This window comes from Dialister invisus DSM 15470, from assembly GCF_000160055.1.
Lineage (GTDB): Bacteria > Bacillota > Negativicutes > Veillonellales > Dialisteraceae > Dialister > Dialister invisus.
In genome coordinates this window covers 1,320,967-1,344,514 of the sequence record NZ_GG698602.1, presented here as the reverse complement: position 1 = coordinate 1,344,514, position 23,548 = coordinate 1,320,967, and the positions used below count along the sequence as shown (strand labels likewise).

Annotated in this window: 22 protein-coding genes and 1 tRNA gene; 8 read left to right on the top strand and 15 right to left on the bottom strand. The window is 48.7% G+C overall.

Translation table 11 applies throughout. The features are described from left to right. Positions 1-5: 5 nt before the first annotated feature. The 9 genes from GCWU000321_RS06660 to GCWU000321_RS06620 form a co-directional block, all read right to left on the bottom strand. A complete protein-coding gene (locus GCWU000321_RS06660) occupies positions 6-905 on the bottom strand; it encodes a VirK/YbjX family protein (RefSeq protein ID WP_007070393.1) in 900 nt (299 codons plus the stop codon). A gap of 237 nt (positions 906-1,142) precedes the next feature. Beyond that, on the bottom strand, positions 1,143-2,129 hold the full coding sequence (rfaD, locus tag GCWU000321_RS06655; RefSeq protein WP_007070391.1) for an ADP-glyceromanno-heptose 6-epimerase: 987 nt from the start codon (positions 2,127-2,129) through the stop codon (positions 1,143-1,145). Positions 2,130-2,171: 42 nt separating this feature from the next. Continuing rightward, positions 2,172-3,164 (bottom strand): D-glycero-beta-D-manno-heptose-7-phosphate kinase, encoded by a 993-nt coding sequence (gene rfaE1 / locus GCWU000321_RS06650; RefSeq protein ID WP_007070390.1) that lies wholly within the window; start codon positions 3,162-3,164, stop codon positions 2,172-2,174. After that, on the bottom strand, positions 3,142-4,305 hold the full coding sequence (locus tag GCWU000321_RS06645; protein ID WP_007070389.1) for a glycosyltransferase family 9 protein: 1,164 nt from the start codon (positions 4,303-4,305) through the stop codon (positions 3,142-3,144). Before GCWU000321_RS06645 ends, rfaE1 begins: the two co-directional genes overlap by 23 nt. Positions 4,306-4,321: 16 nt before the next feature. Next, a complete protein-coding gene (locus tag GCWU000321_RS06640; protein ID WP_007070388.1) occupies positions 4,322-4,501 on the bottom strand; it encodes a hypothetical protein in 180 nt (59 codons plus the stop codon). A gap of 25 nt (positions 4,502-4,526) precedes the next feature. Then, on the bottom strand, positions 4,527-5,150 hold the full coding sequence (locus GCWU000321_RS06635) for a DUF2232 domain-containing protein (RefSeq protein ID WP_007070387.1): 624 nt from the start codon (positions 5,148-5,150) through the stop codon (positions 4,527-4,529). Next, entirely contained in the window at positions 5,147-5,416 is a 270-nt protein-coding gene (locus GCWU000321_RS06630; RefSeq protein WP_007070386.1) for a GIY-YIG nuclease family protein, read from the bottom strand. Before GCWU000321_RS06630 ends, GCWU000321_RS06635 begins: the two co-directional genes overlap by 4 nt. A 616-nt stretch (positions 5,417-6,032) precedes the next feature. Next, a complete protein-coding gene (locus GCWU000321_RS06625; protein ID WP_007070385.1) occupies positions 6,033-7,286 on the bottom strand; it encodes a GNAT family N-acetyltransferase in 1,254 nt (417 codons plus the stop codon). Between the two features lie 7 nt (positions 7,287-7,293). Next, complete coding sequence (locus GCWU000321_RS06620) at positions 7,294-8,196, bottom strand: DUF2156 domain-containing protein (RefSeq protein ID WP_007070384.1); 903 nt, start codon at positions 8,194-8,196, stop codon at positions 7,294-7,296. 921 nt (positions 8,197-9,117) lie between these two features. Here GCWU000321_RS06620 and GCWU000321_RS06610 point away from each other — a divergent pair. The 3 genes from GCWU000321_RS06610 to GCWU000321_RS06600 all read left to right on the top strand — a co-directional run bounded on the left by GCWU000321_RS06610 (position 9,118) and on the right by GCWU000321_RS06600 (position 11,471). After that, positions 9,118-9,194, top strand: a tRNA-Arg gene (locus GCWU000321_RS06610). A 174-nt stretch (positions 9,195-9,368) separates the two neighbouring features. Further along, positions 9,369-10,442, top strand: a complete 1,074-nt coding sequence (locus GCWU000321_RS06605) for a 3-dehydroquinate synthase family protein (protein ID WP_007070380.1) — start codon at positions 9,369-9,371, stop codon at positions 10,440-10,442. A gap of 126 nt (positions 10,443-10,568) precedes the next feature. After that, on the top strand, positions 10,569-11,471 hold the full coding sequence (locus tag GCWU000321_RS06600; RefSeq protein WP_338131587.1) for a prephenate dehydrogenase: 903 nt from the start codon (positions 10,569-10,571) through the stop codon (positions 11,469-11,471). Positions 11,472-12,016: 545 nt separating this feature from the next. Here GCWU000321_RS06600 and GCWU000321_RS06595 read toward each other — a convergent pair. From GCWU000321_RS06595 to GCWU000321_RS06580, 4 genes are all read right to left on the bottom strand, one after another. Beyond that, positions 12,017-12,754, bottom strand: coding sequence for a hypothetical protein (locus GCWU000321_RS06595; protein ID WP_156777752.1), 738 nt, complete (start codon positions 12,752-12,754; stop codon positions 12,017-12,019). A gap of 119 nt (positions 12,755-12,873) precedes the next feature. Further along, positions 12,874-13,419: a hypothetical protein gene (locus tag GCWU000321_RS06590; protein WP_007070377.1), complete on the bottom strand. Its 546-nt coding sequence runs from the start codon at positions 13,417-13,419 to the stop codon at positions 12,874-12,876. Positions 13,420-13,623: 204 nt separating this feature from the next. Further along, positions 13,624-15,504: a tRNA uridine-5-carboxymethylaminomethyl(34) synthesis enzyme MnmG gene (gene mnmG, locus GCWU000321_RS06585; protein WP_007070376.1), complete on the bottom strand. Its 1,881-nt coding sequence runs from the start codon at positions 15,502-15,504 to the stop codon at positions 13,624-13,626. Positions 15,505-15,722: 218 nt separating this feature from the next. Next, a complete protein-coding gene (locus GCWU000321_RS06580; RefSeq protein WP_007070374.1) occupies positions 15,723-16,241 on the bottom strand; it encodes a hypothetical protein in 519 nt (172 codons plus the stop codon). Positions 16,242-16,366: 125 nt separating this feature from the next. Here GCWU000321_RS06580 and GCWU000321_RS06575 point away from each other — a divergent pair, with 125 nt between their 5' ends. The 5 genes from GCWU000321_RS06575 to GCWU000321_RS06555 all read left to right on the top strand — a co-directional run bounded on the left by GCWU000321_RS06575 (position 16,367) and on the right by GCWU000321_RS06555 (position 21,951). After that, complete coding sequence (locus tag GCWU000321_RS06575; protein ID WP_007070373.1) at positions 16,367-17,806, top strand: class I adenylate-forming enzyme family protein; 1,440 nt, start codon at positions 16,367-16,369, stop codon at positions 17,804-17,806. Positions 17,807-18,157: 351 nt separating this feature from the next. Next, entirely contained in the window at positions 18,158-19,108 is a 951-nt protein-coding gene (locus GCWU000321_RS06570) for a metal ABC transporter solute-binding protein, Zn/Mn family (protein WP_007070372.1), read from the top strand. An 85-nt stretch (positions 19,109-19,193) separates the two neighbouring features. Beyond that, complete coding sequence (locus tag GCWU000321_RS06565; protein ID WP_007070371.1) at positions 19,194-19,922, top strand: metal ABC transporter ATP-binding protein; 729 nt, start codon at positions 19,194-19,196, stop codon at positions 19,920-19,922. Between the two features lie 2 nt (positions 19,923-19,924). After that, positions 19,925-20,839 (top strand): metal ABC transporter permease, encoded by a 915-nt coding sequence (locus GCWU000321_RS06560; RefSeq protein WP_007070370.1) that lies wholly within the window; start codon positions 19,925-19,927, stop codon positions 20,837-20,839. Continuing rightward, positions 20,836-21,951, top strand: a complete 1,116-nt coding sequence (locus tag GCWU000321_RS06555) for a metal ABC transporter permease (RefSeq protein WP_040381445.1) — start codon at positions 20,836-20,838, stop codon at positions 21,949-21,951. The genes GCWU000321_RS06560 and GCWU000321_RS06555 overlap by 4 nt, the downstream gene beginning before the upstream one ends. Here the strand turns inward: GCWU000321_RS06555 and deoC are convergent. Then, positions 21,927-22,586 carry a deoxyribose-phosphate aldolase gene (deoC, locus tag GCWU000321_RS06550; RefSeq protein ID WP_040381986.1) on the bottom strand — a complete coding sequence of 220 codons (660 nt, stop codon included), beginning with the start codon at positions 22,584-22,586 and terminating at the stop codon, positions 21,927-21,929. The genes GCWU000321_RS06555 and deoC overlap by 25 nt on opposite strands. A gap of 188 nt (positions 22,587-22,774) precedes the next feature. Further along, the gene (locus tag GCWU000321_RS09510; RefSeq protein WP_007070366.1) at positions 22,775-23,548 is read right to left on the bottom strand and encodes a helix-turn-helix domain-containing protein; all 774 of its coding nucleotides are present in this window, start codon (positions 23,546-23,548) and stop codon (positions 22,775-22,777) included.

The window sequence follows — 23,548 nt, the reverse complement described above, 5'->3', positions numbered from 1 at the left end:
TCACATCATTTTGATAATGCTTTTATATTCTCAGCAATAGACGCATCCACTTCGTCGAGCAGGGCATAGCGTTTGCGGTAGTAATTGCGTTTGTGTGCAGGCACTTCTTCCATGGCCTTGCGGTATTCTGTCATGGGCAGTTCATAGAAGCGTCTGTCCTCGCAGGGATGTCCGCCCGATTCTTCCCAGAAGTCGCTGAAACTCGTCTTGAGCTTACGGTCCCGGCGGACATGGTTATTCGCATAATAGCCATAATTTGTGACCGCATAGATATGTGTAAGCCCAAGGGCTTTGGCCACTTCCTGGGTCGCATGGAGGATGAAATTCTTCGTGCGGTAGGAATAGCAGCGTCTCGTGACCTTCTTCACCACATCCCTGGCATTTTCCATATTCGGTCCCTGCATGGCGCCGATCCAGAGCGCCCATTCTCCGGCTTTGTCCGGCGCAATCCAGAACATCATCTGGTACAGGTCGTCCTCATCGAGGCGCATAACAACAGATAGAATCCCTTCCTTGCGCTGCCCCGGATGATAGGAGAGCTCAAAACGCAGATGCCCAATTTCACCACTGCTTTCCCAGAGGACATACCTTTTACCGCTGTAAAGGCCAAGAAATACATCTTCCTTTATGTGCTTTTCCAGATATTCCATATGCTGCTCTACCAGTCTTGCCCGTTCATCAAAGGTGGATTGATTATAGAAAAACGCTCTCGTCGGCTGTTCGTAAACAAAAGGATATTCCGCCGCGATCCGGCGGCGCACATCGTCTTTCATAAAGAACCGGTGCAGACGATTCATACGTCCTGTATTCAGCAGGCAGCGCACAATAAAGACCAGCATCCGTCTGGTCTCACTTGTGTTCTTCGTATTGTAAATCTTTTTCCCCAGTCTGATATAGTTTATCATCCCATGTATCCTTCAATATGCCCGCGGAAAGATTTCCGCCCGAAATTTCCACTCGTTTTTATTTCCTAATTTTACTCTATCTCTATCAGAATAGCAAAATCACAAAGAGGCTGTGACAAAACACAGAAATGTTTTGCTGCAGCCCCCTCATAGATGACTCAATGATCTTGTCATAAATCCCGTTGCCTGTCACGACCACGGGAATTCCGTATTTCATAGCCGCCGGAAAAGACGGTTTCATTTACCATATTCATAGTAGCCGCCATGATCCAGAAAGTCCACATATTCTTTGACAGCTTCTTCCATATCGGTGAATCCCTGATTATAGCCGGACGCTAAAAGACGTGTCTGGTCAGATTCCGTGAAGTTCTGGTATTTCCCTTTAAGGACTTCCGGGAAGTCGCGGAACGCAATTTCCCCCTTGCCCATAGCTTTAATGACAGCCTCTGCCACTTCAATATAACTGTGGGCATGACCGGTGCCGCAGTTATAGATGCCTGACGGCGCATGATTTTCCCAGAACCAAAGATTGACCTTTACAACATCCTGGACATAAATAAAATCGCGGCGCTGCTCACCGTCTTTCACCGGCGTTCCATGAATATCTCCCCAGCCGCGAAACAGATGCGCTTTGCCTGTCTCATTGATTTGGTTGTAAAGCTGATAGAAGATGGATGCCATTTTCCCTTTATGATGCTCTTGCTGTCCATAAACATTAAAATACTTGAGCCCCACCACCTGGCTGTGAGCTTCCGGCATAATCTGCCGCACATAGCGGTCAAAAGCGAGTTTTGAAAAAGCATAGGGATTCAGCGCATCTTCGCATTCATCGCCTTCACGAAAACCATGTTTGCCGCTGCCATAAGTGGAAGCAGACGAAGCGTACATGAAGGGAATGCGATGGCGCAGGCAGAAATGGAGCAGTGACTTTGAGTACTCATAGTTCGTGCGCATCATAAAATTGACATCATACTCCATGGTATCTGAGCAGGCACCCTCATGGAAGACGGCGTCAATATCCGTGCCGTCGAAGTCGTCATTCTCAGTAGACTGAAGAAAATCATCCTTATGCTGATAATCCACGAACTGCAGCCCGCGCAGGTTCTTGTAGTTTAACCCATCTTTCAGGTCATCCACAATCAGGATATCCCTGCGGCCGCGGCGATTCAATTCTTTTACAATATTACTGCCAATAAAGCCGGCACCACCTGTTACGATAATCATAAAATTCCTCCTTTATCAATAATCACCTTGTCAATTACAACCTTATTTCTCTGCTTCTCCCTTGAGTACAGCCATAAGTTCTTCACGGCTGACAGCATAGGTGCCGAGTTTCGCCACAACAACACTGGCGGCAAGATTAGCCATGTAAGCGCTGTCGGCGGGATTCATGCCGCCTGCCAATCCCATGGCAAAAACAGCAATCACCGTATCACCGGCTCCGGACACATCGAAAACTTCTTGTGCTTTTGTGGGGATATGAACGTTCTCATCATCACGGATAAGGGACAATCCCTCTTCGGAGCGGGTAACGATGACATTGCGGATATTAAATCGGTTCATCACATAATGTGCCGCAACCTCGACAGCCCTGTCTTCATTATGAATCGGTTCCGCAAGCACCTGATTGATTTCTTTAAGATTCGGCGTAATATAGTCCGCATAGGCGTACTTTGTCCAGTCTGTTCCCTTGGGATCCACAACAACCGGTACACCATAAGTATGGCAAGACTCAATCATTCGGCGGCAATTTTCCTCTGTGCAGACTCCTTTTCCATAATCAGAAATAATGACAACGTCAAGATCTTCATCAAGTTTTCGGCTGATATACCGAAAAAAACGATCCGCGTCAAAACCGGCAATCGGTGCGGATTCCTCAAAATCAAGACGTATCATCTGCTGGTGTCCGCCGATGACACGCAGCTTTGTCGTCGTGGGGCGATCCGTCGTAATGAGACCTTGGCAATTGACGCCGCAGGATTTAAATTGATCCCTCAGACTCCGGCAGTGATAATCCTCCCCCACGAAGCCGGCAATACTCGTTTCACAGCCAAGCAGCGCGAGGTTGTGCGCCACATTGGCTGCCCCTCCCAGAGTTTCCTCCGTACGGAGCACATGGGTAACAGGCACCGGAGCTTCCGGCGAAATACGGTTTACTTCGCCATAGTAGTATTTATCCAGCATAACATCACCGACAACGAGAATCCTGCACTTCGATGTACACCGGTCTACAAAATCATATAGATGTTTCGTATCCATTCTGTGCCCCCTCCCAATGACTGATGACCCGGCATTGATGGCTGCCTGTATCAGCCGGGAGCCGGAAAGCCGGTTCTCCATGATATGCCGACAGCAACTCTTCCGCATACTTCATGACAATATCCACAGGAATATGCTTCATGCATCCCATATAGCCCTCTCCTTTGCGGGGGCATTCGTGGAGTCCGCACGGATGGCAGTACTCCGGTGACTTGATGGCAATGTCCCTGCTGTCATAAGGATAAAACGTGGGAACCGGGCTGGCGCCAAACATGGAGATCACCGGTACATGCATGGCCACGCCCACATGCATGGGGCCAGAATCTGTGGTAAGAAACAGGGAACAGCGCCTGAGAAGCCCCGCAAGAACCGTAAGGCTGACTTTCCCTGTGAATACATGGATCCGAGGACTCTCCTTTTCCTTCATATAGGCAAGACATTTTTCAACGATGGGCACATCGGTCGGACCGCCAAAAAAAGCAACATCATACCCTTTGCGGATAAAACGGTCCGCGCAGGCGGCAAAGTATGTGTCAACCCAGCGTTTTGTCAGCCAGCTTGCGCCGATATTGAACGCAATCACCCTATCCTTTGAAGTAAATTCCGCTTTCCACAGAGCGGCGGCTTTTTTTTCTTCTTCCTCCGGCAACCACATTTCAAGACCGCGATCATCCATAATCTTGCAACCGGCAGCCTCCCGCAGCACTTCCAAATGGCAGGCCACTTGATGCTCCGCAAGTTCCTTGGGCGTATCGGCCATGGCACGGTTTGGCATGACCTTGTTAAAAAATCGTTTGAATCCTGGCTGCGAGTAACCCACAATGTGCTTTCCGCCCGAAAAAGCCGCGATAGCCGAGGCTCTTTCATTGCGGTGAAAATTGATGACCAGATCAAAATGACGGCCGCGGATTTTTCTGATAAGACGCAGGAGCGCCAGAATTCCTTTATCTCTGCCGCGCTTGTCAATAAGAATACATTCATCAATATTTTTATTGCACCGCACAAGGTCGCCTAAAGGCCGATCAGTGAGTAATGCAATATGAGCCTGCGGATAATTCGTACGCAAGGTTCTCAATGCAGGTGTAATGAGCATAAGGTCACCAATATGCATGGTATTGATAACGAGAATATTCTGATACATGAAACCCTTTCTTATTCTATTGGGAAATAAACCGCTCCATTTCTTCCGGGCTGCTGCCTGCAAAATATTTTCTATAAATCTGTTTGAGCCACATACCCACCCTTGTATTTCTTTCCATTATTATTTCATCAATTATAACATTTATTTCTACTGTGGTTTCTGCGGTACACATTAAATTAATAAAGCCTCTTTTCATAGAGCAGATTTCCTTTCCATCCGCTTCATCCCCTTATTCCGCCTTTTAAGCGTTTCAGCACATTGCCGCCGATTTCCATATTCAGGTACGCATAGCAGTATGCATTTAAAATGAAGACAATTCCAAGCATCACCATGCCTGATGTGGTAAACATCGCTTTACCCGGATCCGGATTAAACCCGAAGACCGATGACAAGGGTGTCCATATCCAGCGAAGGAATGTGGTGAAGCGGTCAATCGCACCGGTAAGGGCATCGGCAATGCCGAGAACATAAATGGAAAATATGATTTTATAAGACATTTCAAGTATATATGCAAGAATCGTAAGGCAAAGCGTTTTCCCGTAGGACAGTTTATGAAGAAATCCATAGCCCATGGCCATGCCGAGGGCACCCGCATAAAAGGCTGTCGTCAGTCCGATTTCAGGCCCTCCGATCATGGCAACGAGAATAACCACGCCCGCCGATGTGCCGAATCCCCACTTCATCCCGTGGAAATCGCAAATGACGGCAATCGGGATGGGGGACGCGATCATAGTGACGAACACGAAAAACGGCGCCAAAAGTTTCAGCAGCACCAGGAGTGACGCGATAGCCGCTGCTGCCGCCGCTTCTGTCAGATACTTTGTTTTTCTCACTGATTCGTTCAATCTGTATCCTTTCCAAAAGAAGCTGCCAATGCTTCTTTCTCCTGTTTTGTTTTCCGTTTCAAATAGAATTCACAGGACCGGGCATCATGACCGTTGTTCCATTCCCTGTACCACACAAGACGGACAGGCAGCCGGCCTTTCGTATACTTCGCGCCCTTCCCCGCGTTATGGACAGCCACTCGTTTTTCCAGATCATCCACGGTAAATCCCGTATAGAGTGTGCCGTCTTGGCAGCGTACCATGTAAGTAAAATATTTCTTTTCCATCTCTTTCTCTTAGCCGCAGACGGCAAAAGGGCACAGGACTGTTTACATTTAGGTGTATGGTCTCCGCATGGTCACGCATGCCACTGTCCCCGTCTCCAGACTGCTGTTTTATTACCCCTCTATTGTATACAAACAATAAAAGAAATGCCAGCTGCATTGATAGCAGCTGGCATTTCTTTTTTATTTCCACGTTTTTTCATGTCATTCCGATAACAGATTATTCACTGACATAGTGAGGAAATTGGTAGAATCTCACCAGCGTAATAGATTCTTCACTCCGTGTCACTGTTCCGTTTTCCGTCTTTCTCACAAAGCATCTTTACCCCCGTTCTGAATGACGGGATACGGTAAGGCATCATAATGACAGAGGGACGCTAAGCATCATAATGACAGAAAACATTAAACGTCATTCTGAGCGCCAGCGAAGAATCTGTTACTGTGGTGAGGAATGCGGTAAGATGTCATGAGAGTCATAGATTCTTCACTTTGTGTCCTATTGCTGCTTCCCTTTAATAAAAAGTGCAGCAGGGGAAATGTTGCATTTCTCTTTGCTGCACTTATATGGAACTAATACACAAACTGGTATCAGACAGGTGAAAAACCGACGGCCGGAGGCTCAGTACCATTCATTGATCCAATTTTTTTCAGAGGGAAGCATGTTTTCCGCCGTTTCAAGAACTTTTTCACGCTCCGCACCTTCCAGCCATTCGATGCGCCCCAGATCCGACAACTCTCTCAAAGACAGAGCCCCGAAAAAAAGCTGGGCAAGGGCACCTGCGGTCATGGTAAAATCCGGTTCGGGAATTTTATTTCCCAATTTCACGCCGGAAATATCTTCGATATGAAGCTTCAGTGTGTAAAATACATCATATTTCACAGCGTAAATTTTTCCTTCCTTGGCGGAAAGGACGTAGATGCCGCTGTTTTCGGGAAGGAACTCGTCCGCCAGCCGGAAAGACAGAAAGCCTTTCATCTCTTTGCAGGGAAGCCCGTCAAATGCCATGACCGGATCCGTAACGCGTCCCATCATGGTTGGGAAAGAGGCATTATGTATATAGGTATGCTCCGCGCCATTCTGCCAGTAGAAAAATGCCCTGTCATCAAAAGGTTCATACCACACGCATTCGTCCACAGAACCACGGTGGCCCGCCATGTAAGCATAGAGCCCTTTCCGTCCCGCATCGGAGGCATACGCCATTTCCGATACCATGAATTTCCTTTCGGCCAGATGGTAGAAAATATATCCGGCTGCGCCGTTCCGGTCATTGACGACAGCGATATAACCGCCGTCACAGAACTGGGCGCCGATGTGCTTCTTCCATGACGCTTCATCCCGAAAAGCCCATCCGTTCCGTCCTTTTACATACCTGTCATAGACAGAGGCGAGAGTTTTCCATTCATCCGCCGAGGTAATAAGCCCTGCGGAATGCGCCCGCTTTCCTAAAAAGCCTACCTGCTCAGGTGCGGCGCTTCGTTTCCACTGGTGCGCATAAAATGAAAATCCCATAGGATAGTAATACGATGCCGCCGAGGGCATAAGAATGACAGCGCCCTTATTTTCCATCCGCGCCATATGGAACGCGCCGCGGATCAGTTCAGTCGCAAGCCCCTTCCCTCTTGCAGCAGGATGGGTGGCTACCCCGACAAGGTAATCCACCGGCATCTTTGCGCCGCGGACACATATTTCATAAGGGCGGCGGTGAAGACTGCACGCTATTTTCTCTGCTTCTTCTCCCGCCAGTACATCTTCCGGGCGGTAGAGCTCCCTGAAATACCAGCGGAACCACGGGTCGTCCTCTCTTTCAAAACAGTACGACCAAAGCGCGCGTATATCCTTTTCATCCGTTCGACTGCATTTACGTATTTTCATAACCGCCTCAGAAACAACTGCCGTCTTTTACGACGACATCATACTTTTCCGCGAAATGATCAGGATTGTATTCCATTTTTGCCTGACGCAGGCCAGGCAGCCCCATGTCTTCTTCACGATTTACAAATTCTGTTTCCGCAAATTCATGCATCAGGAAATCGCGGTTGATCGCCTGATACAGCCCGCGGATATTCGGATTTGCCTTTTCAAAGAAAATATGCGCCACCCGGGGATTGACCAAATCTCCGTTCGTAAAGGCCTCTACCTTTCCATAAATGCGAATAATAGCGCCTTTCAATTTCAAAGCGTCCCAATTGGCAAAACACCGCTGCAGCGCTTCTTTTTCTTCCGCAATGTCTCCATGCCGTTCAAACCAGTCTTCAATCCCCTGCCATGCGTCTTCCCTGTTTTCCGACGTGATGGACTCGTATGTATAATCACCGTACTGGCGGAGAAAAGCGTTCAGATGATTTTTCTTCATCCGGAGTTTCTTTCCCGATAAATTGATCATGTCTGCCGTACGGTATACATATTCCCAATTATCCCGATCCGCAGTGAATTCATACCGGTTCGGGCAATGGGCTTTGATCTGTTCCAGCACCCAGGGTGAAGCAGCCTTAATGATAAACGGTTTTCCCTCGCGCTCCAGGCATTCATGGATAATCTCCATGCCGCGGCCGAAAGACGCCCCTTCACCGGCAAAAGGGGGCATAAAAAACGTATTCTGCCCTTCCCCCGCACGGACGAATAAGATATTCTCCTCTACCGCCCACTGCGTATGGTACGCTTCCTGCCATAAAAAAAGTGTATTGAATGAACAGTCGATCCCCTCATAATGATGGACATGAAAAAAGCTGTCGATATACTCTCTTTTTTCAATTGTAAACGGTTTGAAGTCTATGATGAACATCTCCTTAAAAAATAACAACTATATTGTAAATATTCTATCCTTTTTTATTCCTTTTGGCAAAAGCCGGAACGGACTTTATAAGCCACAACATGGCATGCTGCTGAAATCAGAAGACAGATAAACACCGGCTCCGTCATTTTTCCGGTGCAGGAAAATAAATCCGCCGCAAAAGCAGTAAACAAAAATTTTTACAAAAATAAAGAAATTCTTTCCCACTCTCATTTAAGCCTCTTTCTTGATAATGAGAAAACCGATATTATCAGAAACAGCAGATCTGGCTTTTCCCGATTTCCCATAAAATCAAGCTTCATCGCGGCGAACATGATTTCCCCGAAACTTCATTCGCTGCGTTTTTCTTTCGATAAAAATTACACTTATTCACATTATTCACAAACTTATTCACAACTATTCACATCATGTGGATGAAAACAATCTGTTTTTTCTCTTTTCGCGATAAATCAAAGCTTTTTTCCGCCTGTCCATCCCAGACAGACACACGAACTGTGCATAACTGTGCATAACCGTTTTGCCATTCTGTAAATGAGAATGGAAAACATTCCGTATTTATCGTATACCTTTCTCACTTTCACTCTCACAGGATACCCCCGATATGCATGTGAATAACTTTCTCTCCATCTGTCCCCCTTTCTTCCAATCATCCATTTTTCTTCCCCTCTTGACAACGAATACGTGCAAAATAGAAAGAAAAAAAGCGAATAAAAGAATTCATTTCAAATCACCCCTTTATTTGTCCGCCTGCTGTGTACACAAGAAATAAAAACTTTCTAAAAGAAAAAATGATTTCCTTCCGTTCCGACATCGGCAGAAATGAAAATCATTTTTCCGTTTTGTCTCTTTCATTCCATTTTATTTGCAAACTCCCATTTCTGCCTTTTTTGTGCTAAAATATGACATGTACACGCGTCCATAGCTCAGCTGGATAGAGCAGCGGTTTCCTAAACCGTGTGTCGGGGGTTCAAATCCCTTTGGGCGCACCAGAAATGCACAGCTGCCAAAAGGCGGCTTTTTTATTTGCCTTCAAAATGTATTTCCTATCGGGATAAAATCCTCTTTTCCGCCCCATGTCGCCGCCGGTGGAGTCTTTCAGAGAAAAAATGATATAATATATATGGTAAATACTTTATAAATACTTTTTTACGGGGAGACAAATCATGGATACGGTACATATCAATTTAGGGAATGATTCTTATGATGTGATAATCGACTCAGGCATCATCGGCCGCCTGGGAAAAGAAACCGCCCCCCTGTCGGGTCACGGGCGCGCAGTCATTATCACGGAAGAAGGAATTGACGAACTGTATGGCCAGGATTTGAAACGCCAGCTGGAAAAAGAGAACCTGAACGTACAGCAGATCGTTCTTTCTTCAAGCGAAAAGAGCCGAAGCCTTTCTGTCGTGAGCCGTGTATGCGAGGCGCTGGCAGACTTCGGGTTCTGTGCAGGAGATCTGCTTATCGGCCTTGGCGGACGTGTCGTCGGCGATGTGACAGGCTTTGTTGCAGCAACTTACCGGAGAGGGACTCCCTACGTGCAGGTGCCCACTTCTCTCCTGGCACAGATCGGCAGCGCCATCGGAGGGAAAATCTCCATCGATATCAATGGAAGAAAAAATCTCATCGGTACATTCTACCAGCCCAAAGCCGTGTATGTAGATCCTGCCATGGTCCGCACGCTTCCTGCCCGTTTCTTCCATAACGGTCTCGGCGAAGCGATTAAAATCGGCTGCGTGGCAGACAAGGACCTCTTTGAAATATTTGAAAAAGCCGCCTCTGACCAGGATATCCTTCGTGTTCTTCCAGAAATCATCCGCCGCTGCATTACCATCAAGGCACACTATGTGGAAATCGATCCCGAAGACAAAGGCGAGCGCCGTATCCTTGATTTCGGCCATACACTGGGCGGCGCGGCAGAAAGATACTACCGTTTCAATGATCTCCGCCTGACCCACGGTGAAGCGACGGCGGCCGGCATGTACATGATCACGAGCGCTTCTGAAATTCTGGGACTCACCAAGCGGGGTACAGCGGAACGGATCAAGTACGTCCTCCAGTCTATCGGCCTTCCCACCAATCTTGACGTCCCCCGTGATATTCTTGTCTCCCTTCTGGAACATGGAAAAAATGTAAAAGATGAAAAAATAGAAACACCCCTCGTTCTGGAAATCGGAAAAGGATATATTTATACGGGAGAAATTGAAACCTTAAAGAAATATATACAAATGGAATAATTGCGAACCTTCGGAAGAAATACCGGGAGTAAAAACAAACTTCCGGTATTTTTTTCGCCCTGTTTCTCATAACCTGTAAAACCTGTTCCCCATGGGACGCTATGCTATAATGCAGATAATAAAACGATCTGCCTGAAAGGTATACTATTTCAAACCGGAAACAGGAGTATAAAAATGGATTTCAGCAAAACAACAGCGGCCGTTATTGGCCTGGGTCTGATGGGCGGTTCCTTTGCCATGAGACTGAAGGAACTCGGAGCGGCAGTAATCGGTATCAATCGGACATTATCGACGGCAGAGGCCGCCCTTCGGCAGGGCATAGTGGATTCCATCGATATCAGTGACCTGAAACACGCGGACATTGTTATATTCTGCACACCTGCCAAAGCGACACTCGCCTTTGTGAAAAATCACCTGCCGGACTTCCGCTCCGACGCGATCATGACCGATATCGCCGGCGTAAAAGGAAACCTTGCCGATGATATCCGGCAAATACTTCCGCCGGGCATAGATTTCATTTCATCCCACCCTATGTGCGGACATGAAGGTGAAGGACTTTCCCGGGCGGATCCGGACATTTTCCGCGGAGCAAATTATATCCTTCTTCCCGATAAAACGAACCGCCCGGAGAGTGTGGAACTGCTCCGAAACATGGCGCTGGCTCTCGGCTGCCGCCATGTACCGTCAATCACACCGGAAGAACACGACCGCCACATCGCCTACACCAGCGACCTGACCCACGTCCTTGCGGCGGCGCTGATAAACAGCACTTCCCTGAAAGAAGACACAAAGTACTTTACAGGCGGATCATTCCGTGATGAAACAAGAGTAGCGGATATCAACAGCCCCCTTTGGACAGATTTATTCCTTGCCAACCGTGAAAACCTGCTTCTTGAAATCGACCGTTTTACAGAAAGCCTTTCTGCAATAAAAACAGCACTGGAAAGGGCAGATAAAAATACCCTTCATGAACTTCTTGAAAAAGCAGGAAAAAGAAAACGGAACCTGACAGCCGCCGATAAAATATGATCGGACGTAAGCTGCCGGCTCCTAAAACCGACAATTGTGAACCAGCTGTCCGCATCAGTAATGGAGGATACTCGCATTCCATAGTGACTCAAACCGTAAAAGAATATTTAGCTATCAGCTGACAGCTCACAGCTGATAGCTTTTATCTTCTTACCGTCTTCCTCACCACGGTAATAGATCCTTCACATTCGTTCAGGATAACGCTTAACGTTTCCCTCACTACAACAGCAGATCCTTTGCTGTTGTTTCGTATGACACCTAACGGAAATCATATGCTTCGGCTTTTAACTCACAGCTAACGGCTAACAGCTTATAGCTGACAGCTGACAGCTCACAGCTGATAGCTTTTATCTTCTTACCGGCTTCCTCACCACAGCAACAGATCCTTCACATTCGTTCAGGATGACGTTTAACGTTCCCCTCATTATGGCAGCAGATCCTTCACATTCGCTTCGGATGACGCCTTGCCATGAGCGCCGTTTTCATCAGCAAATGAAAAAGCTGTCAAAAATCCGACTTTCGCCTTCTGACAGCTTTTTCTTATCTCATATCTCGCTTCCCGTACCTGTTTTCCGCATCGCTTCCAGCCTATTTAAAATTTGTTTTTCATCCTCTTCGCCAAAGAAGCGCCCAACGGGCAGCCCTTTATCATTAAAGCCCTGTATGGTGACATCGGTTCCGGTATGAACAAACTTTCCGTAGATACGGATTTCATCATCCCGCACCTCATACCGATCTACGGAACACACGGATACGCAGCCTCTGTAAGGCGGGATCCGGTACAGAGAAAAAAAGCGCCGCCCCCAGTACCAATTGTACACCACCATGCCCGTCGAATCTTCCGGCAGGTATATACGATACCCGAAATACACCCTGCGATATATCCGGATGGCCGCGCAGCACGTAAGAACCGTAAGGAGAAATACTATAAAAAGCTTTTCTCCGCCGTTCAAAAACGGATGAGTACCTGCATATTCCACTGCCAGCCCGTAAAAGACAAACAGCAGAACCGCCAAAAGCATATTTTTCAAATCCATCAACGCATGTCCTCCAAAAGGAGCCGCAATTTCCGTATATCCGTCCGGCGTCGGTTCAGGCTTGAGAACTTGCTCCCGCCGTCTCGCCTGTTCCAGCATTTTCAAATTCACTTTTTCCTGTTCGCAGGCATTCGAATCTGCGGTCCGGGTATTCTTCCGGTACCATTCTTTTACTTTATATATACTCAGCACCAGGCATCCCATGGCCGCCAGCAGCACAAGCACTGCAATCATTTCTGTTTCCACGATATTCTCACCATCATATTCCTGTAATAAAAAACGGAATAGATTACTCTACTCCGTTTCAGCAGCGGACCGAAAAGAACTGCCGTTTACAGCAAAGGCTTACCCGATCCGCGCCCTGTTTATTCTTCAGGACAGGCAGGCGCCTTGATCAAGTTGCCGTCCGCATCCTTATCCTTATATACGATGACATACGCTGTTCCATAAGAAGTCGATCCTGTTACAGACAATTCTTTTGAAAAAACGGCTTCCCCTACTTCCCCTTTGTAATACTCATACCGGCTCTTGGGCGAATAGAAATAAATACCCGCCGTATAAACAAAACCTTTCTCTAAAAACAAATCACAGGGAATCGGTTCCGGCGTCTTATAATTCTGATTGCCCGAAACACCGGCGGATGTTGTCTGGAACTTCGCCTCCAGCGTATGTCGGCCTTCCGGAAGCACTACGGTATAGTAAGAAAGCTTACTTCCCATGTGTTCATATTCGGAAAAAATTTTCCCGTCAATCCGGATGGGATCCCCATAGATCTGCAGCACGGCTTGATCTCTGTTTTCACTGATAAGCTGATGTTCCTTCTTCTCTTTTTTCTTATAATACATCATACAAGGGATACTCAAAAGTGAAACAGCGATAAAAAAAGCCACAACGATAAAAATAGAATCCATTAGCACACATTCCTTCCTTCAATTCATATATTTCAAGCAATGATGCAAAAACTTCCGCCGGCAGGCGGATACCGTTTCCGGTTTCAAGTATAACATAGTTCCCATCCTTTGAAAAAAACGGTTTAAGCAGAAATAGTATCCGCCCGGAAAATCATATTCCTCATTCCCAAAACAGGACCTGCCGTTTTTATTTTTAATATTTTTTTATTCCGCGCCTTTCTTTCCTTTGCGCTGCTTCACATACACCATCAGCACCGATATATCCGCCGGGGAAACGCCGGGAATTCTCGCCGCCTGCCCCAGAGAGAGGGGGCGGATTTTATCCATTTTCTGTCTCGCTTCTGTGGAAATACCGTCAAGGGACAGGTAATCCATATCAAGGGGAAGTTTTTCATTTTCCATGCGGGCAGCTTTCCGCACGGCGGCTTCCTGCCTTGCGATGTAGCCTTCATACTTCACGGTAATTTCCATCTCTTCCACAGCTTCCTCATCAAAAGAGGGACAGCCGAGCGTTTCCATCATTTTCCGATAGGTCATTTCAGGCCGTTTCAGAATCTGATCGGCCCCGGTACCTGTCGTCAGAGGTGCGGTTCCCATGCTCTCCAGGGCCCGATTGATCTCTTCTTTCGGGGTAAAACGCTGTGTACGGATATAGTCCATAGCTTCTTCATATTTCTTTTTCCGCTCCAGGAAACGGGCATACCGTTCTTCTCCCACCAGACCGATACTATGTCCTTTTTCGGTGAGACGGAGATCGGCATTGTCCTGCCTCAGAATGAGGCGGTATTCGCTGCGGCTCGTCATCATGCGGTACGGTTCGTCAGCGCCCTTGGTGACGAGATCGTCCACGAGAGATCCGATATATGCTTCATGGCGGGCAAGGATAAACGGATCTTTTCCCTGTATTTTGAGCGCGGCATTGATCCCCGCCACGAGTCCCTGGGCAGCTGCCTCTTCGTAACCGCTTGTACCATTTGACTGCCCCGCGGAATAAAGGCCGGGAAGTTTGATTACTTCCAGCGTGGGATAGAGCTGGAGAGGGTCGAGCAGATCATATTCGATAGCATAAGCGGGCCGCATCATTTTCACATCTTCAAACCCGGGGATAGTGCGGAGGAAAGCATACTGCACATCGATCGGCATGGAGGTGGACATGCCCTGCACATACATTTCCGTGGTGTCCAGTCCCTCAGGCTCAACAAAGAGCTGGTGGCGGTCTTTATCCGCAAAACGGACGACCTTGTCTTCAATGGAAGGGCAGTAACGGGCGCCGATGCCATGAATTTTTCCTGCATACTTGGGGGCGCGCATAATATTTTCCCTGATGATGTCATGGGTCTTTTCATTGGTATAAGTAAGCCAGCAGTTCCGCTTATTTCTGTCTTTCCGTTCACTCATAAAGGAAAAGGCATGATTCTCCGGGTCACCCTCTTCCAGTTCCATCCCCTCCAGATGAAGACTCCGTCTGTCCACACGGGAGGGCGTCCCCGTCTTGAAACGAAGGATTTCCAGGCCGTGCTTTTTCAGATTGGCGGAAAGCCCCACAGAAGAACGCATACCGTTTGGACCGCCGGAATACATGGTATCGCCGATGATGATCATACTGTCCAGGTACGTACCCGTACATAAGATGACAGCTTTTGCCCGGTATTCTTCATCCAGTTCGGTGGTAATGCCCACACACTTTCCGTCTTCTACAATGATGTCCATGACCTGCACCTGTTTCAGATCCAGGTTGTCCGTATTTTCCACCACATTTTTCATGTACCGGTGATAGGCGCCTTTATCTGACTGGGCGCGGAGGGCATATACCGCCGGTCCCTTCCCGCGGTTCAGCATGCGCATCTGGACAGCGGTCGCATCAGCGGCGATACCCATTTCCCCTCCGAGAGCATCTATTTCCTTTACAAGATGACTCTTGCCCGGCCCGCCGATAGCGGGGTTGCATGGCATCATGGCCACATTGTCCAGTGAAATCGTCGTAAGAAGCGTACGGCATCCCATGCGGGCAGCAGCCAGAGCCGCTTCACACCCCGCATGTCCCGCGCCGACGACAATCACATCATAAGTATCAATGAGATACATTTTATCCTTCTTTCTTTATCTGCCGGAGAATTTTTTCCTGATATAACTGATTTATTATATCGAATTTCTTTGTTTTTTTCAAAAAAGAAATGGGGCTGTACGTACTGCGTAAAAAATAAACCACCGCATCAGCGATGGTCCTCGTTCATCTTTATTCCTTTTCCCTGCTTATTGTTTTTATATTCTCTTCTTTATCTTGTCGGACTTTGTTTTCCTGCTTACTTCGGTTTCAAAGCGGGGTTCCTCGTCTCCAGGATCCACTGCGAAAAATCTTCAGGCTTTACTCCCAGATTGATTTCCGCCCACTCTTTCCATTTCATCGTTTTCTTTTTTACCGCCAGAATTTCTTCCATCTTCTTTCCCGTCTTCACTTCGAGAAGGTAAGCAAGGCGGATCCAATGGTTCGGGTATCCTTCCTTCAAGGCGTTAAACGCACGGTCTTCTTCCACGCCATAGAAACGATGCAGCCGGCAGGCACGGTGGCGGAAATATTTTTCATCATACCTGTCTCCCGTGATGCCCAGCCTGACCTGCACACGGCCCCAGGGCTCTTCCCTGCGGAGCGCCAGTACTTCCTCAATATCCTTTCCCGTCATGCAGGCAAAAAGCGCCGCTTTGTCCGCATCTGCATAGCGAACACCTCTTTCGAGTATGTCCCGCACTTTCTCTTTATCCATTTCATACTTTTGGCTGATGGAACGGATTTCGTCTTCTCTTGTCATCTGCGCTGCTTTCATAGAGCCTCCCTGATCATGATTTCTTTTACAACAGTATAGCACAATTTCGATACCCTCTGTCCTATTTGAACGGACGGTCGATTTTTGCTACAATAAGTACGCATTCTTACCAAAGAGGTGGATCTATGTTTATTCATGAAATATTCAAAAATGCAGACCCGAAAAGGCTTGCAATGACAGGCGAATCCAATATCACTTACGGCCAGCTTGAAAAAGCAGTGGAAAATTACAGGAACACACTGTATGCCATGGGCATCCGCCGCGGCGATACGGTAGGCCTATACACGGCAAACCGCGCAGAGTTCGTGTATGTATACATGGCAGTCGTCAGCCTCGGCGCGATCATCGTGCCGGTAAATAATTCCCTCGTCGGCCGCGAGGTGGATTTCATTCTCCGCGACGCGGAGTCGAAGCTCCTGATTTCCGATATGCCCCTTACCGTTTCCATGCCGTTCATCGACATCCATGATCTGGATTACCGCGCATCCACGGAAAACGCGCCGAAGGCTCCTGCCTTCCCGGCAGATCTGACAGAAGATGACGTATGCGCCCTAATTTATACATCAGGCACGACAGGAAGCCCAAAAGGCGCCATGATCACCCACAAGAACCAGGTGCGCAATGTGGAGCAGTACACTGCCGTAGTCCGTTTCAAACCGGAGGACAAAGTGCTCTGCGTGCTCCCCATGTTCCACTGCTACGGTCTGACCACCGTGGTGCTGGGAAGTTTGTACCACCATTCCACCATCGTCATCCTCCGCTCCAAAAGCCCAACGGAAATCATCAATACGATCATGAAATACTCCGTCACCATCGCGATTATGGTGCCGCCGCTTTACAACCTGCTTGCCCGCCGCGGCGAACCGAGCAGCATGAAAACGGTGCACACCTTTGTTTCCGGCGGTGCATCCCTTCCCCAGCCTGTGGCACAATCTTTCTATGAACGGTTCGGCCACCCCGTGCAGGAGGGTTACGGCCTGACAGAAGCGTCCCCCGTCGTTTCCATCCTCCCCACGGCTAAGCCGAAGTACCTCACTTCCGGCCCCGCGCTCCCCGGTGTAGAGGTAAAAGTCATCACTGATAAGGAAGGTCCTTACGTTCCGGGCACGGTCGGCGAACTCGTCGTCCGCGGGGACAATGTGATGAAAGGTTACTGGAAAAAACCGAAAGAAACAAAGAAAGTACTCGATGAAGACGGCTGGCTCCGTACCGGCGACTTGGTATACATGGACGCTGACGGATACATTTACATTGTAGACCGCATCAAAGACCTGATCATCATGAACGGTGAAAATATTTATCCCGGCGAAGTGGAAGACTGCATCTATGAAGTGGAAGGCGTCGGCGAATGCGCTGTCGTAGGCCATCCCGATCCGCTCCGCGGACAGTCGGTATGGGCATATGTGGTCATGAAGGAAGGCTTTGCCTTTGACGAAGACAAGATCCGCAAGCACATGGTAAAAAACATCGCATCTTACAAAATACCGAGACGTTTTATTCCCCTTGACGCTCTTCCGAAAAACGCGACCGGCAAAATTTTGAAACGCGCCCTCCGTGACAGCTGAGATATAAAATACATGTACAAACATAAAAAAGATGGCAATTCCGCTTTTCGGATCCTGCCGTCTTTTTTTCATGCGGGAAATGCGCAAAGGTCTGCAGAATCCCCTGCCTCCTGTCTTTTGAAATGAGTCTCCCCCTATGCATTCTTTCCGTGTGCCATTATTTCAAGACTCCTTTTGTTCTTTTTATTCGGAATATATTATTTATTTTATATGACATACTTTATTTAAATATTAGATATACCAATTTTAAATATTTACATATGCCGACTTGTATGCTACTATACCTTATATGATAATTACTCTCAAATAATTTGTGGGTCATTATTAAATAAATACAAAGGAGAATTTCTCATGTTAAAGAAAATAGTTTTCGGTCTCTGTATTCCCCTCGCCATCCTCGGCGCGGCGGCCCTGTCTTTTTCAGGCTGCGGAAAATCTGCACCCGCTTCCGATTCTGCCGGCAAAATGAAAGTCGTCGCCACCACGACGATGCTCACCGACCTCGCCCGGCAGATCGGCGGGGATAAAGTGGAAGTATCCGGCCTCATGAAAGCCGGTGTGGATCCTCATCTTTATCAGGCCGGTGCCGGCGATGTGGACGCCATGAACAAAGCGGATATCGTCGTGTACAATGGTGTCCATCTGGAAGGGAAAATGGGCGCGATTTTCGATAATCTCCACGCGCAGAAAAAACCCACGATCCGGGTAAGCGACGGCATTCCTTCCGAAACACTCCTCGACTTTGAAGAGGACGGTGAAAAAACGAAAGATCCCCATATCTGGTTTTCTGTAAAGAACTGGAAAGCCGCCGCGAAAGAAGTAGCAAAAGGATTTTCGGAAAAAGATCCGAAGAACAAATCATACTATGAAGATCATCTGAACGCTTACCTCGCCGAACTGGACAACCTGGACAAATACATCAGAAAGGAAGTGGAATCTGTTCCGAAAGATTCCCGTATCCTCGTCACCGCCCATGACGCTTTTGCTTATTTCGCCAGAGATTATGGATTTGAGGTCAAAGGCATCCAGGGAATCAGCACTGCCAGCGAAGCAGGCACTTCCGACATCAGCACGCTGGCCGCTTTCATCGCGGATCATAAAATCAAAGCGGTCTTCGTGGAATCTTCCGTCCCCCATAAAACCATCGAGTCTCTCCAGGCTGCTGTCAAAGCACGGGGCTTCGATGTTTCCATCGGCGGCGAACTGTACTCCGACTCTCTTGGCGGCGAGTCCACGAAAGAGGGCACTTATATCGGCATGTACGAGCACAACATAAAGACAATCACGGAAGCGCTCCGCTGAACATTTTGAATTTCCGGCGCATGGATCGGGGATCCCCTCGTTCCGTGCGCTTTCATTTCATGAAATATCTTTTGGAGGTGTCATCGTGGAACACGTTATCGAACTGGAAGACATCACCGCTGCCTATGACCGCCAGCCCGTCTTATGGGACTTGGATCTGAATATCCCGAAAGGTTCACTTATGGGAATCGTCGGACCGAACGGCGCGGGCAAGTCTACCCTTTTAAAAATTATACTGAACCTGCTTTCCCCCGTTTCAGGGCGGATCCGTTTTTCCATAGACGGCGAAACCGATGCGAAAAAAGCACGGCGGAAAATTGCGTATGTCCCGCAGAATGGTTCAGTCAACTGGGATTTTCCCGCCACAGTAAAAGACATCGTCCTCATGGGACGGTACGGCCACATCGGCTGGTGCCGCACTCCCTCACAGGGCGACCGTCTGATTGCGGAAGAAATGATTGCCCGCGTCGGCATGGACGGTTACGAAGACAGACAGATCAATGAGCTTTCCGGGGGACAGCAGCAGCGGGTTTTCCTGGCCCGGGCCCTTGCGCAGGAAGCATCTGTCTATCTTCTGGACGAGCCTTTTAAAGGCGTGGATATGCAGACGGAAAAAATCATCGTCCGCATTTTAAAAGAAATGGAGAGCCGCGGAAAGACGATCCTTGTCGTCCACCACGCGCTCCGCACCGTCCCTCTTTATTTTGACCACGTCGCCATGATCAACCGCCGCCTTATAGCGGCAGGATCCGTACGGGATGTTTTCACGGAAGAAAATATCGAAAAAACTTTTTCTCCGTCGAAAGGAGTCTGACCATGGAACCGGCCGTTTTCTTTGCTTTACCTTTATGGCGGGACTATACCTTTCAAATCGTCCTGGCAGGAACGACTATCTTAGGCGTGCTCTGCGGCGTGGTGGGATCTTTTATCGTCCTCCGCAGGGAAGCGCTTCTGGGGGACGGTATCTCCCATTCGTCCTATCCGGGAATCATGCTGGCTTTTCTATTTCTCGGCGTGAAAACACTGGAGGGCCTTTTATTGGGCGCTTTTCTGTCCGCCCTTGCCGCACTGTCCCTTATCCTTCTTGCCCGCCACTATACGAAACTTCCTTTTGACGGCGTCCTTGCCTCCATTCTTTCCTCTTTTTTCGGCGCGGGTCTCGTTCTGTCTTCCATCATCCAGCATACAGGAAATGCCAACCAGTCCGGATTGAATCAATTTATTTTCGGACAGGCATCCACTATTCTTTACCGCGACGTCCTTCTCACAGGATCTATTTCTATTTTTACCCTTTTCCTGATTTTCCTTTTCAGAAAAGAATTAAAACTTATGGCTTTTGATCCGGACTATGCCGCAGTTCTCGGATTTCCGCGGGGCAAGCTGAATGTATTCCTCTCCTTCCTTGCCACGATCACCGTCCTTCTTTCCATCCAGGCCGTAGGCATTATCCTCATGAGCGCCATGCTCATCGCGCCTGCCGTTGCCGCAAGGCAGTGGACAAGGCGTCTTGAACCGATGATCCTTCTGTCTGCCGTCATCGGCGCGCTGTCCTCCGCCATCGGTACGACGGCAAGCTCTCTCATTCCCAAAATGCCCACAGGCCCCGCCATCGTCGTGGCATTATCTTTTTTCGTTATTCCCGGCCTTTTGCTGGCGCCGCAGCGGGGGATTCTTTCCCGGTCTTTTCATAAAAAGAAAATGGCCGCCCTCATAGAAGGAGACCACTTATGAATTCTTTTGCTGAAATACTTCTTATCGCCATCTTCATGTCAGCCGCCTGCGCCCTGCCGGGGAACTTCCTCGTCCTCCGGCGCATGTCCATGCTGACTGACGCCATCAGCCATACCGTCCTCCTCGGCATCGTACTCGCTTTCCTTGCCGTCGGCAGCCTGGATTCGCCCTTCCTCATTATCGGCGCGTCCCTCATGGGTGTCCTTACAGTGTGGCTGATTGAACTCCTCTACCAGAGCAGGCTCGTCGCCTCCGATTCCGCTATCGGCCTCATATTTCCCCTGCTCTTCAGTATCGCCGTCATCCTCGTGACACGGTACGCGGGCAATGTCCATCTGGACACGGACTGCATTCTTTTGGGAGAACTTGCTTTTGCCCCCTTCGACCGCCTGATCATAAACGGGATGGATCTCGGCGCGAAAGGCCTGTATACGGGCGGTGCAGTTCTTGTTCTTTCCATCGCTGTCATTTCCCTTTTTTATAAAGAAATAAAATTAGCTACTTTTGATCCCGTCCTGGCAGGTGTACTGGGATTTTCTCCCGCCGTTATCCACTACGGCCTGATGAGCCTCGTCTCCCTCGTGGCGGTCACGTCCTTCCAGTCCATCGGCTCGATTCTCGTCATCGCATTTATGATCATTCCCGCCATGACTGCCGCTCTGTGGACAAGGACGCTTTCAGGACGCCTCGTGCTCAGCTGTCTTCTTGGTACGGCCGGCGCGGTACTCGGCATCATCGGCGCGATTGTTTCAGACTCGTCTCTGGCAGGCATGATGGCCGCCGTTCTCGGCGTATTTTTCATCATTTCCCTGATTTTCGCTCCCGCCACAGGTATTCTGGCAGCTTTCCGCCAGCGAAAAAAACAGCGGTTCGCTTTCGGACGGGAAACGCTTCTCCAGCATCTTCTTTTCCATGCGGGTACGAAAGAGGAATCACGGGAAAACGCTCTTTCCACCCTCTCCGTCCACATGAAATGGCCGGAAAACTTCACCCGGCAAATCTGCCGTTCCCTCTTAAAAGACGGGTACATCACAGAAAGAAACGGCCTCCTTCTCCCCACGGAACAGGGAAAGGCCCATAACCTTTTTTACAGAGAAAATGTGCGGGCGTAAAACGCCCTGACCGCTCCGCTGGCGCCTATGCGGTCCGCACCTGCCGTGAGGAAAGCTTCCATATCTTCCCTTGTACGGATACCTCCCGCCGCTTTGATTTTTACATTTTTCCCGATGTGTTTTCTGAAAAGTGCGATATCCGCCAAAGAAGCGCCTGCCGTACCGAACCCTGTGGATGTCTTGATATAGTCCGCTCCGCCTTTCGTGACACATTCGCAAAGACGGATTTTTTCTTCTTCTGTCAGATAACAGGTTTCCACAATCACTTTCAGAATTTTGTCGCCCGCTATTTCTTTCAGGACGGCAATTTCTTCTGTGACCAAATCATAATTTTTATTTTTTACCGCCCCTATGTTGATGACCATATCAATTTCATCGGCGCCGTCATCAAGGGCATGAATCGTTTCTTCTGCTTTTGATTCGCTGTTCCCGTTGCCCAAAGGAAACCCGACCACCGTACAGATGGTAAGGCGGGGATAATTTTCCCGGATCTTCTTTACATAAGAAGACGGCACACAGACGGACGCGGTATGGTATTTCACGGCTTCATCGCACAATTTCCGTATTTCCTCCCAGCTTGCCGCCGCTTTCAGCAGCGTATGATCCACATGGCTTATAATGTCTTCAACTTTCATCTGTTCATTCTCCTTTCCGTTTTCCGGTGATTTCATCATATCAAATCATTTTGAAAATCAGGCAGCCGTTTTTCATACGCTTTCCGTATGATCATTCCTGCACTCATGCCTGTCATGATCATGCCTGCCCGTAATTGTTCCTTACGCTTATTTATTGTAGCAGAATCCAGCGGCAGGAGAAATCCGTATTATATCAGGGTACGGACCGCTTCCCGCATTTTTTCAAAGACCGGCGGGCCATAAAGACGTTCCATGGCATCTCTTGTGACAATCCAGCTCCGTCCGGATTTCCGCCGGTCACCGTCCGCCATCCGCGCCGCCCGATGGCCCGCGCCGGAGGCCGCCGAACGCACATCGCCGCTGTCGCGGTTCCACAGCTCCGCCGCTTCCAACGTCGTAAATACGAGAAGAAGCGGATTCATGGGAGCAGCCGGTTCACTGCCGCCGCCATAACGAAAATCGGCCGCCTGTTTCGTAATGAGCCAGTTCTTTCCTGATTTTCTTGCTTCCGATTTCTTAAAGGCGCCCTTCTCACAATCGGACGCCACCGTCTTTCCGCTGATGCCGTAAAGCGTTCCCGCTTCTTCGGCAGTCACCGTGTACATCGTGAAATCGATTTCCCGTTTCCATTCCGCAAAGTCTTCCCGGGGCGTCCAAAGTTCATCCGGAAAAATGTATATGCCTTTCTCCGACAGCGCCGCGGAGACACCGGAAGGCAAGCGGCGGGCGCCCAAAAATTCACGGCATGCGAAAAGAGTTTTGCTTTCCGAATCCAGCGTGGTCACCACCGTTCCGTAAGAAGTTTGCAAAACAGTGCCGTCCGTCTCAAATTTTTCTTTCCATATATAGAGAAAAGCGCCCTGCCGCAAAACGGTTCCCGCCTTTGCCGGCTGTCCCAGGAGATAGCTCTCGTAGGCCTTAAAAGTTTCCGCGCTTTCCATATCCGTCAAAATTTCCGCCAT